This window comes from Nonomuraea lactucae (assembly GCF_003313395.1).
GTDB classification, from domain to species: Bacteria; Actinomycetota; Actinomycetes; order Streptosporangiales; family Streptosporangiaceae; genus Nonomuraea; species Nonomuraea lactucae.
The window spans coordinates 1-10,044 of the sequence record NZ_QNFZ01000957.1 but is presented as its reverse complement, the minus strand read 5'-3'; the positions used below and the strand labels follow the sequence as shown (position 1 = coordinate 10,044).

The window sequence follows — 10,044 nt, the reverse complement described above, 5'->3', positions numbered from 1 at the left end:
TGACGATGCACTCACCAACGCCTGATCGCCAGCGGAACCGGCAATCTCGGCGGTCCGAGGCGGAGCCTCATTAGTACGTCTGGTTTCCCACCGGTCCGAGCCGTCGACGTCGACCGGTGGTGCGGGGTGGTGAGTGGACGCTCGAGGGCCACTCCATGCGCGACGTGTGGGTCGGCCCGTCACCGCACGGCGCCTGGCGCCGCCAGCCTGCTACGCGGAGTGTGACAAACAAGGTGTCGATCGCATCAGCGCAGCTCCGGCCCGGCCTAAAGCCATACGATCTAGGCGCGGAGCTTTCCATTGGCCTTGGAATCTGCACGCGCCGGACCGGCAGCGGATCCCAGGACATTCGGGTTCGGTGCACTTTCACCGCCATCTTCGCCCTGGCCTGCGAGGTCAGAGCGTGCACCTGCCGAAAATTCCATCCATGCAGTTCAAGCGGCATGTGAGTACTCGTGGAGGACTCCGCCGAGCCGGTCTCGTCGGCGCACGGTCAAGCTCGTGATTCGCTCTGGATCAGTGATCGGATCCGGGACGGGACGTAGCGGGGCGGCCTGGGCCAGGGCTTGGTGGGCTCGGTGCCGGTTGTAGAACTGTTCGTACTCGCGCAGGGCGTGCTGCAGGTGGCGTTCGTTCCACAGCAGGCAGCGGTCGAGAAGCTCGTTCCGGTGAGCACGGTCTGGATGCCAGCCTGGGCCAGGATCTCGTCCATGAGCGCCGGGAACTTCCCGTCCCGGTCGCGGATCAGATAGCGGAGCTGGCAACCGGCGTCCTCCAGATCCATCACCAGGTTCTTAACGGCCTGGGCGACCCAGTTCGCGGTCGGGTGCTCGGTGGTGCCAAGTACGCGGATGCGTCTGGTTGCGTGCTCGATGACGGCCAGGATGTACTGACGCCGCCCACCAGTGGTGACGGTCTCGATGAAGTCGCATGCCAGTAGAGCTTCGGCTTGGGAGCGCAGGAAGTCGGCGCATGTGGTGGACGCCCGATCGGGTGCCGGATCAATGCCTTCCTGCTTGAGGATCTCCCAGACCGTGGACGGAGCGATCGTGATGCCGAGCGTGGTGAGCTCCGTGGACCCGCCGGTAGCCCCAGGACGGGTTCTCCCGGACCAGGCGCAGGACGTCGCGGGGCAGCGGTGCCAGGAGGGCGGCGAGGAAGGCCCGGTCCTCCGGGGCGAACCTCAACGGCCGACGCCGCGCGGGCCTCGCTGTCGTGGGGCTGCCCGGCGTTTCGGGCGCGGCCGGTCCTGAAGCCCCCGGGTCTGGCCGAGGGCCGAAAGCGGTCAGTGGCGCTGGCGGAGTTCTTCGTTGATGCGCAGCGCCTCGGCGAGCTGGTCCTCCAAGATGATGATGCGGCAGGCCGCTTCCAGCTGGGTGCCGGCGTCGACGAGTTCGCGGGCGCGGGCGGCCAGGCGCAGCTGGTAGCGGGAGAAGCGGCGGTGCCCGCCCTCGCTGCGTAGCGGCTCGATCAGCTTGGCGGCGCCGAGGCTGCGCAGGAACGCCGGGGTGACGCCGAGGATCTCGGCGGCCCGGCCCATGCTGTAGGCGGGATAGTCCTCGTCATCGAGCCGCTGCCCGAGACTGCCGGCCGCTTCGACCGCCTGGACCGGGTGATCGGATGGGTGAGCGCCGGTGGGGCGGGGCCGCTCCTGCCTGGAGGTGGTGACCGTTGCCTGAGGTGTTTGATCCATTCAACCTTCCCGAATGCGAATAGGGGCCCCGGCGGCATGATGCGCCGGGGCCCAGAGGTTAACACCATCGACCGGCCCTGCCTGCGTGCTGCAGGGGCGGTTCACTTATGCGCACCAGCCGCCCGATGCGGGGGTGCGGGGATCGCGTAAGCGTGACCGTAGACCACCGTCCTGTTCGTGGAGCTGCGGTACCCGTGCGGCGACATGCGACCGGCGACGGGCGATCCTGATGGCGTTCAACACTCCCTTCCAGTTATCCGTACCTCGGCACCCCGACCACTGGCGCCGACTCCTGCAAGCGGCAGCGCGCCCACCGCCCCGGCCCTCTTGCTCAACCACACTGGCCGCGGCAGTTCGACCTTCTGCCCTCTACCTTCGTTCTGTACTGCTGTCCACGTCCGTCCGGGCAGCCCCATCGTGGTGCTCGTACTGCGCTGCCCCCGTGGATCCGTCCCTTGCGATGTCAGGTACTCTAGCCACCCACAGCGCGAATGTCTACCGTGGCGACTACAGATTTCCTTTCGCGTTTGAGGCAAGAACCCGTCGCCATGCCACATGCAGAGCCGGGGGTGAGGTGATGGCGATGGGCGAGCACGTCCAGGACCACGACAGGGCACGGCTCCTGGGCGGCCTCGATCTTCGTCAGCTTCATCGCGCCGGATTGACGATCCTTGATCTCCATGACCGATAGTTCTCCGATGGCCGGGGCCTGATGCTCGTGTCAAACCCTTCTTCTCGCCCGGTCCATCCGAGGCACCTCAACGTCGTCCGGCAGCTTGCATCCATTCATGGGTGGAGCTAACATACGAACCAAGTTGGAGGTTCTTCTCGGAGAGCTCGCGAAGGGAGCTGGACATGCTGCTCACATCCCTCGACCCGTTCATCCAGGAGTTCGAGCGCCAGTTCGACCAGCTGGCCCGCCGGACCTTCGGCACCGGCACGGGCGCCCTCATGCCGATGGACGGCCTGCGCCGCGACGACGGCGTGCTGCTGACGTTCGACCTGCCCGGCATCGACCCCGAGTCCATCGAGGTCACCGTCGACCGCGGAGTGCTGAGCGTCAGCGCTCGCCGCGAGGAGGAGATCCCCGAGGGCGAGCGGGTCTTCGTCCGCGAACGCCCCATGGGCACCTTCACCCGCCGCGTCTACCTGTCGGAGTACCTCGACAGCGACAAGATCGACGCTGGGTACGCCAACGGCGTGCTGAAGGTCCGCATCCCCGTGCTCGAGCGGGCCAAGCCCCGCAAGGTCGAGATCCAGCAGGGCGACGTCAAGGCCATCCGGGCCTGATAGGCACGTCCATGGCAAGGGCGGGTGCCGACGGGCCCGCCCTTGCCATTCGAGAGGAGGTCCGGATGGCCGGCATGCCGTTCGACGACGAGCACGCCCCGCTGTACTCCCTGGGCCAGGTCGCGGAGATGCTGCAAGTGCAGCAGGCCTTCCTGCGCCGGCTCGACCAGCACGACGTGGTCAGCCCGCACCGCTCCCCCGGCGGGCAGCGCCGCTACTCCCGCCACGACATCGGGCTACTGCAGCACGTCACCACGATGACCGGCCAGGGAATGACGCTCAACGCCATCCGCCGCATCCTCGAACTGGAGCAGGAAGTCCGCGAACTGCGTGCCGACCTGAAGCGACCCAGCTAGGAAGCAGGCACCTGCCATGATCGAGACCGCTCCGGCGATCGCATCTGCGGCCGCGGGCGGCGACCGGCCGGTGGTCGGCTCCTACGACACCTGCGAACAGGCCCGTGAGGCGGTCGCCTTCCTGGCCGGCAACGGTATTCCGGCGCACCGAGTGGGCATCGTCGGGAAGAACCTGCGCCTGATGGGGAACGTTCTGGGCCGGATGACCACTCCCCGTGCGGCGGGCATGGGCGCTGCGCTCGGCGCCTGGTTCGGCCTGCCTTCCAGCCTGATGGTCCTACTGGTCGCGGGCCCGTGGGCGGCGCTGCTGGCGGGGATGGCCTTCGGCGCGCTGCTCGGCGCCGCCTTCGGCGTGACCGCGTGCTGGGCCGCGCGCGGCCGAGGCGACCTATTGACCAACCAGTCGCTGGCAGCCGCCCGCTACGCTGTCGTGACCGACACACACCTACTGCACGTCACGCTCGAGCTCATCCTCCCTGCGGGGTGGGCCAGGCCTGCCTGTGCCCGAGCAGCCGCCATCCGATCGCGTGGCGAACAGAGGCACCGGCAACGCGCCGAATCTCGTCATAGCAGTAGGTCGAAGACACGGATCGTGCGTGTCCATTCCTTGCTCGCCGGGTTCTTGCGGTCAGGCTCCATGGTTCTGATCGCCCTGGCGAGCGCCACCGAGAGCCCACCCGCCACAGCCGGTAGCCGGGCCTCGGCTTCTTCGCTGAGCGACAGATCCAGCGGAGGCAGCGCCGCGAGCTCCGCCAGGATCGATGCCAGGTCCAGTTCCTCGTCCAGGTCCCGGAAGTCGTGCATGCTCTCCTGCAGTCCCTTGGTGATGGGCAGATCCCAGGGCTGGATGATGTCGCGCCTGTTCGACTTCGCCGCGGCCTCGGCGACGACGAGCATGTCGTACAGCTTCCGGTTGATGAAGTCGCTGTAGCGCTTGAGATCGGACTTGTCCACGTCTAGTCCCGCGGCGGCGCGGAAGAAGTGCTCGAACCTGGAAACCGCGATCACTGGCATGCGGATCATCGTCCTTCCTGTCGATTCCCTGTCTTGGTGAACCTTTCGTGCACCAGGCGTACCGCCATGGCGCCCTCCCCGACGGCGGACGCGACCCGTTTGGTCGATCCGCTGCGGACGTCGCCCACGGCGAAGACGCCCGGCCGCCCGGTCTCCAGGGGCAGGGCCTCCCAGTGTGACGACGAGCCCTCGCCTGTGATGACGAAGCCCCGGTCGTCCAGCGGGACGGCGCCCTCCAGCCATCCAGTGTGCGGATCCGCGCCGATGAAGACGAACATCGCGTTGGTCTCGATCTCGATGAACTGCCCGGTCTGGTTGTTCTGGGCGCGCACGGCCCGCAGAGAGCTGTCGCCGAGGAGCTCGCGTACTTCGGTGTGGAACATGATTTCGATGGCGGGAGTCCTGGTGATCGCATCGGCGAGGTAGCGGGACATGCTCCCGCCGAGGTCGCCGCCGCGGACGAGCAGGCGCACCGACGAGGCGTTCCTGGACAGGTACAGTGCCGCCTGGCCCGCGGAGTTTCCGCCGCCGACGATGACCACCGGCGCCTGGCGGCACATGCGCAGCTCGAACGGCGTCGCCGCGTAGTAGACGCCGCACCCTTCGTACTTCTCCAGATCGGGGACGTCGAGTTTGCGGTAACGGGCGCCGGTGGCGATCAGTACGGCGTGGCCCCGTACGACAGGCCCTCCAGCGACGTGGACGGTGTAGTGGCCGTCGTCCGCCTCCAGCCTGCTCGCCTCGGCCGGGACGGTCAGCCGGGCGCCGAACTTGGCCGCCTGGATGACGGCCCGCTCAGCGAGCTCGGCGCCCGAGATGCCCGACGGGAAGCCGAGGTAGTTGTCGATGCGGGAGGAGGTGCTCGCCTGGCCGCCCGCGGCGACCGCGTCGAGCACGACCGTGGTCAGGCCCTCCGAGGCCCCGTACACGCTCGCGGCCAGGCCGGCGGGGCCCGCGCCCACGACGATCAGGTCGCACACGCCGTCGGCCGGCCGGGGCGCCGGCAGGCCGACGGTCTTCGCCAGCGTGGCGACGGACGGGTTGCGCAGCACCTGGTCTCCGCGCCAGATCACGACCGGGGTCTCCTGCGGGGAGATGCCGAGGTGGCGGAGGAGCGCATCCGTCTCCTCATCCTCCTCCAGGTCGATCCATCGGTGCGGGAGCCTGTTGCGGGCGGCGAACTCGCGCAACCGGCGGGCGTCGGGAGAATAGCGGGAGCCGATGATGCGGAACCCGGCGTCCATCCCGATCAGCATGGTGCGGCGGGTCAGGTAGGCCCGCAGGACGAGGTCTCCGAACGCCGGGTCACCGGCCACCATCGCGCGCACCTGGTCGGCCGGAACAGCCAGGATCTCGCCGGGCTCCCGCACGACAGCGGTCAGGAATCCGGCCTGGCCGGTGAGGAGGCCGAGCTCGCCGAGAAAGCGTCCGGGGCCGTGGACGGCGATCGTCCGCTCCTCCTCGCCGCCGTACCCCTCGACCGTGGCCACCTTGCCCCGCAGGATCACGATGAACTCCCGGGCCGGCTCACCCTCCCGGTAGAGCACGTCGCCGGGCGACACGGTTCTGCGCTCGCCGCATTTCGACAGCTCGGCGACGCGCCGCTCGTCCAGACGGGGATAGGCCCCATGCAGGTCCGGTGTCTCGGACAGGGAGGCCACCGACTCCATCATGACGGTGTCCTCAACGTCCCCTCGACCCATTCGCGGAGCTGGGCCGGCGGGGCCCCGCCCGCGCGTTGTGCCACGACGCGGCCTTCGTTGAGCATCATGAGCGTCGGGACGGCCGTGATCGTGAAGCGCTGCGACAGGGCCGGGGCCCGGTCCACATCGACCTTGACGAGCTTCACCCGTCCGGCCATCTCGTGGGCGAGTTGTTCGAGCGCGGGCGTGACCGCCCGACACGGCGCGCACCACTGCGCCCAGAAGTCGACGAGTACCGGCAGGTCGGCCCGTTCGGCGACCTCCGCGAAGGTGTCGTCGCCGGCGTCGGCGATCCACGGCAGCGGCTGGTGACAGTTCCCGCAGCGGGGCCGGCCCTCGGCCGCGGCCGGAACCCTGTTCTGCCTCCCGCAGTTCACGCAGGTCACGACGGTGTGCATGTCAGCTCCTCGGCGAGTGGAAGGTGACGTTGAGTTCCCCCTTGTCGGCGCCGACCCTGACGGTCGAGCCGTCGGGGACGTCGCCGGCCAGCAGGGCGCGGCCGATCCTGGTCTCGACCTCGCGGGCGATGAAGCGGCGGAGCGGCCTGGCGCCGTAGACGGGGTCGTACCCCTGGTTGGCGATGAGCTTGCGCGCGTCCTCGGTGACCTCCAGCCTGAGCCGCCGCTCGGCCAGGCGCTGCCTGATGTCGTTGAACATCAGCTCGACGATCCGCTCGATCTCCGCCTCGGTCAGCGGCTTGAACAGCACGACGTCGTCGATCCTGTTGAGGAACTCGGGGCGGAAGTGCCGGCGCAGTTCCGCCATCACCCCGTCGTGGGCCTCGGGCTTGATCTCGCCGTCGGGGGTGATCCCGTCGAGCAGGTGGTGCGAGCCGATGTTCGAGGTCATGATGATCACGGTGTTGCGGAAGTTGACCGTGCGGCCCTGCGCGTCGGTCAGCCGGCCGTCGTCGAGGACCTGCAGCAGCGTGTTGAAGACGTCCGCGTGGGCCTTCTCGATCTCGTCGAACAACACCACCGAGTACGGCTTGCGCCGCACCGCCTCCGTGAGCTGCCCGCCCTCCTCGTAGCCGACGTAGCCGGGAGGGGCGCCGACGAGGCGGCTGACCGTGTGGCGTTCCTGGTACTCGCTCATGTCGATGCGGACCATGTTGTCCTCGGTGTCGAACAGGGCCTCCGCGAGTGACCTGGCCAGCTCGGTCTTGCCGACCCCGGTCGGCCCGAGGAAGAGGAACGACCCGATGGGGCGACGGGGATCCTTGATGCCGGAGCGGGCGCGGATGATGGCGTCGGCCACCAGTCGCACCGCCTCCTCCTGCCCGACGACCCGCTCGTGCAGGATCTGGTCGAGCTTGAGCAGCTTGTCCCGCTCGGCCTCCTGCAGCCGGGACACGGGAATGCCGGTCCAGCGCGAGACGATGTCCGCGATCTCGTTCTCGGTCACCACCTCGCGCAGCAGCCGCTGCCCGTGCTGCCGGCTGCTCAGCCGCTCCTCCTCGGCGCGCAGCCGGCGCTCCAGCTCGGGGAGCTTGCCGTGGCGAAGCTCGGCGGCACGGTTGAGGTCGTAGTCGCGTTCGGCCTGCTCGGCCTCCCGCCGTACGTGCTCGATCTCCTGCCGCAGGCTCTGGACCTTGCGCAGGGCCGAGCGCTCGGCCTCCCACTGCGCCCGCATCGCATCGGCCTCGGAACGCAGGGCGGAGAGCTCCGTGCGCAACTCGGCGAGCCTGGCCCGGCTGGCCGGGTCCTCCTCCTTCTCCAGGGCGGCCTCCTCGATCTCCAGCCGCCGCACCCGCCTGGTCAGGGCGTCCAGCTCGGCCGGCATGGAGTCGATCTCGGTCCTGATCATCGCGCACGCCTCGTCGACCAGGTCGATCGCCTTGTCGGGCAGGAACCGGTCGGAGATGTAGCGGTGGCTCAGCGTCACCGCGGCGACGAGAGCGCTGTCCTGGATCTTCACGCCGTGGAAGACCTCCAGCCGCTCGCGCAGGCCGCGCAGGATCGAGATGGTGTCCTCGACCGAGGGCTCGTCGATCAGCACCGGCTGGAACCTGCGCTCCAGGGCGGCGTCCTTCTCGATGTGCAGGCGATACTCCTCGACCGTGGTCGCGCCGATCATGTGCAGCTCGCCGCGGGCCAGCATCGGCTTGAGCATGTTGCCCGCGTCCATGGCTCCCTCGGTCGCCCCGGCTCCCACCACCGTGTGCATCTCGTCCACGAACAGCAGGATTCGGCCCTCCGCCGCCTTCACCTCGTTCAGCACGGCCTTGAGGCGTTCCTCGAACTCCCCGCGGTACTTGGCGCCCGCCACGAGCGCGCCCATGTCCAGGTTGAAGACGGTCTTGTCGTGCAGCCCCTCAGGGACGTCTCCGTTGGCGATGCGCTGGGCGAGCCCTTCGACGACGGCCGTCTTGCCGACGCCGGGGTCGCCGATCAGCACCGGGTTGTTCTTGGTCTTGCGGGAGAGGATCTGGATCACCCGCCGGATCTCCGTGTCGCGGCCGATCACCGGGTCGAGCTTGTCCGCCCGAGCGTCGGCGACCAGGTCGCGTCCGTATTTCTCCAGCGCCTCGTACGCGACCTCGGGCATGGCCGAGGTAACGCGCTGGTGACCGCGTACGGAGGTGAGCGCCTCCAGGAACCGGTCCCTGGTCAGCCCCTGCTCGTGCAGCAGCCGACCGGACACGGTCGTGGGTCCTTCCTCGATCAGGGCCAGCAGCAGGTGCTCGACAGAGATGTACTCGTCCTTCAGCCGGCTCGCCTCCCGGTCGGCGGCGTCGATCAGCCGCGACAGGCGCTGGGTGACGAACACCTGGCCCGGCGCGGCGCCCGGCCCGCTGACCTTGGGCCGCCGCGACAACTCGGCCTCCAGGTCGGCGTGCAGGCGCCGCGGATCGGCTCCGGCCTGCTCCACCAGCCTGGGTGCCAGACCTTCTGGCTGGTCGAGCAGGGCCATCAGGAGATGCTCGCCGTCGACCTCGGTGTGGCCGAAGCGCAGGGCCTTGGTCTGGGCGTCGTGCAGGGCTTCCTGCGACTTCTGCGTCATCCTGTTCGGGTCCACTCCAGCCCCCTAGCGTCGTGGGAGGCCGCGCAGAGCGGCCTCCAGCTCCTCGATCCGGTCGAGGAGGTCGATCACCACGCCGATCGCGGCGTAGTTGATGGACAGTCCCTCGTGCAGCCGCTGGATCCGGGCCGCGGTTGCCACCTGGGAGGGGGCGAAGCACAACTCCCCCCTGGCGTTCCTGGTCGGCTCCAGCAGGCCGAGCGTCACCAGCCGGCGCACGGCCTGCGGGTGCAGGCCCGTGGCCCGCGCGTAGGAGTCCAGGTCGAGTCGGATCGGGCGGACGATCGCGTACGTCATGAACGCCCCCTCGGGTCGAAGTGAGAGACGGCGGCGAGCTGCTCGAACAGACGCCGCTCCTCGTCCGTGAGCCTGGCCGGCACCATGATCCGGACCTCGGCGAAGAAGTCGCCGGGCGCTCCGCGCGGATTTGGCATACCGCGGCCCTTCAACCGCAGGCGGCGGCCCGAGGACGTGCCCGGCGGCACCTTCACCTTCGCCTCGCCGCCCGGGGTGTCCACCGCGACCATGGCGCCCAGCGCCGCCTCCCACGGAGCGAGAGGCAGCGAGGTGTGGATGTCCCGGCCCTCCAGGCGGTAGCGGGGATGGGGGGCGATTCGCATGATCAGGAGGAGGTCGCCGGCCGGCGCTCCGTCGCTTCCATGCCCGCCCTGGCCGGCCAGCCTGATCCGCTGACCGTTGGTGACCCCGGGTGGGATGTTGACCTCCAGTCGCCTCCCGCCGGGTAGCGTGATGGTGCGCCGCCCGCCGTGGTAGGCCTCCTCAACGGAAAGCGTCAGCTCCGCCTCCTGGTCGGCACCGGGCACGGGGCCCCAGTGCCGTCTGCCCCGGCCGCCGAACATGCCGCCGAGCAGGTCCTCCAGGTCGACTCCCTCGCCGAAGCCGAAGTCCCCGGGCCGGGCCTGGCGCCACTGGCCGCCCGCGCCGGCCCGCGCGCCGGCGCCCGCAC

At 69.4% G+C, this 10,044-nt stretch carries 11 protein-coding genes and 1 pseudogene; 4 read left to right on the top strand and 8 right to left on the bottom strand.

Translation table 11 applies throughout. The features are described from left to right. Nucleotides 1-578 precede the first annotated feature (578 nt). Nucleotides 579-752 carry a hypothetical protein gene (locus DQW85_RS44990; RefSeq protein ID WP_162795578.1) on the top strand — a complete coding sequence of 58 codons (174 nt, stop codon included), beginning with the start codon at nt 579-581 and terminating at the stop codon, nt 750-752. A gap of 533 nt (nt 753-1,285) precedes the next feature. Here the strand turns inward: DQW85_RS44990 and DQW85_RS48335 are convergent. Both DQW85_RS48335 and DQW85_RS44985 read right to left on the bottom strand, forming a co-directional pair. Continuing rightward, nucleotides 1,286-1,693, bottom strand: coding sequence for a MerR family transcriptional regulator (locus tag DQW85_RS48335; protein ID WP_113703791.1), 408 nt, complete (start codon nt 1,691-1,693; stop codon nt 1,286-1,288). Nucleotides 1,694-2,165: 472 nt separating this feature from the next. After that, nucleotides 2,166-2,375, bottom strand: coding sequence for a hypothetical protein (locus tag DQW85_RS44985; RefSeq protein WP_162795577.1), 210 nt, complete (start codon nt 2,373-2,375; stop codon nt 2,166-2,168). Between the two features lie 173 nt (nt 2,376-2,548). Here DQW85_RS44985 and DQW85_RS33575 point away from each other — a divergent pair, with 173 nt between their 5' ends. The 3 genes and pseudogenes from DQW85_RS33575 to DQW85_RS48330 all read left to right on the top strand — a co-directional run. Next, nucleotides 2,549-2,983 (top strand): Hsp20/alpha crystallin family protein, encoded by a 435-nt coding sequence (locus DQW85_RS33575; RefSeq protein ID WP_113703790.1) that lies wholly within the window; start codon nt 2,549-2,551, stop codon nt 2,981-2,983. Between the two features lie 65 nt (nt 2,984-3,048). Further along, complete coding sequence (locus DQW85_RS33570; protein WP_113703789.1) at nt 3,049-3,339, top strand: MerR family transcriptional regulator; 291 nt, start codon at nt 3,049-3,051, stop codon at nt 3,337-3,339. A 16-nt stretch (nt 3,340-3,355) separates the two neighbouring features. Continuing rightward, a pseudogene (locus DQW85_RS48330) lies at nt 3,356-3,601 on the top strand (general stress protein); the annotation flags it as partial. Nucleotides 3,602-3,903: 302 nt separating this feature from the next. On the opposite strand, the gene DQW85_RS33565 reads toward DQW85_RS48330, so the two are convergent. The 6 genes from DQW85_RS33565 to DQW85_RS33540 all read right to left on the bottom strand — a co-directional run. After that, nucleotides 3,904-4,362, bottom strand: a complete 459-nt coding sequence (locus DQW85_RS33565; protein ID WP_205315607.1) for a DUF1931 family protein — start codon at nt 4,360-4,362, stop codon at nt 3,904-3,906. After that, complete coding sequence (locus DQW85_RS33560; RefSeq protein WP_113703788.1) at nt 4,359-6,026, bottom strand: FAD-dependent oxidoreductase; 1,668 nt, start codon at nt 6,024-6,026, stop codon at nt 4,359-4,361. Before DQW85_RS33560 ends, DQW85_RS33565 begins: the two co-directional genes overlap by 4 nt. Then, nucleotides 6,023-6,454 (bottom strand): thioredoxin, encoded by a 432-nt coding sequence (trxA, locus tag DQW85_RS33555; RefSeq protein ID WP_113703787.1) that lies wholly within the window; start codon nt 6,452-6,454, stop codon nt 6,023-6,025. The genes DQW85_RS33560 and trxA overlap by 4 nt, the downstream gene beginning before the upstream one ends. 1 nt (nt 6,455) lies before the next feature. After that, nucleotides 6,456-9,059 carry an ATP-dependent chaperone ClpB gene (clpB, locus tag DQW85_RS33550; protein WP_240197587.1) on the bottom strand — a complete coding sequence of 868 codons (2,604 nt, stop codon included), beginning with the start codon at nt 9,057-9,059 and terminating at the stop codon, nt 6,456-6,458. A gap of 24 nt (nt 9,060-9,083) precedes the next feature. Then, complete coding sequence (locus DQW85_RS33545) at nt 9,084-9,374, bottom strand: chaperone modulator CbpM (RefSeq protein ID WP_113703785.1); 291 nt, start codon at nt 9,372-9,374, stop codon at nt 9,084-9,086. Next, nucleotides 9,371-10,044, bottom strand: a 674-nt coding sequence (locus DQW85_RS33540; RefSeq protein ID WP_113703784.1) for a J domain-containing protein, incomplete at its 5' end; no start/stop codon positions are given. The genes DQW85_RS33540 and DQW85_RS33545, both read right to left, overlap by 4 nt.

Bases quoted from the DNA above. Each gene is read 5' to 3' on its own strand.
- DQW85_RS48335 (WP_113703791.1), bottom strand. From the start codon at position 1,693: ATGGATCAAACACCTCAGGCAACGGTCACCACCTCCAGGCAGGAGCGG.
- DQW85_RS44985 (WP_162795577.1), bottom strand. From the start codon at position 2,375: ATGGAGATCAAGGATCGTCAATCCGGCGCGATGAAGCTGACGAAGATC.
- DQW85_RS33575 (WP_113703790.1), top strand. From the start codon at position 2,549: ATGCTGCTCACATCCCTCGACCCGTTCATCCAGGAGTTCGAGCGCCAG.
- DQW85_RS33570 (WP_113703789.1), top strand. From the start codon at position 3,049: ATGGCCGGCATGCCGTTCGACGACGAGCACGCCCCGCTGTACTCCCTG.
- DQW85_RS33565 (WP_205315607.1), bottom strand. From the start codon at position 4,362: ATGATCCGCATGCCAGTGATCGCGGTTTCCAGGTTCGAGCACTTCTTC.
- DQW85_RS33560 (WP_113703788.1), bottom strand. From the start codon at position 6,026: ATGATGGAGTCGGTGGCCTCCCTGTCCGAGACACCGGACCTGCATGGG.
- trxA (WP_113703787.1), bottom strand. From the start codon at position 6,454: ATGCACACCGTCGTGACCTGCGTGAACTGCGGGAGGCAGAACAGGGTT.
- clpB (WP_240197587.1), bottom strand. From the start codon at position 9,059: ATGACGCAGAAGTCGCAGGAAGCCCTGCACGACGCCCAGACCAAGGCC.
- DQW85_RS33545 (WP_113703785.1), bottom strand. From the start codon at position 9,374: ATGACGTACGCGATCGTCCGCCCGATCCGACTCGACCTGGACTCCTAC.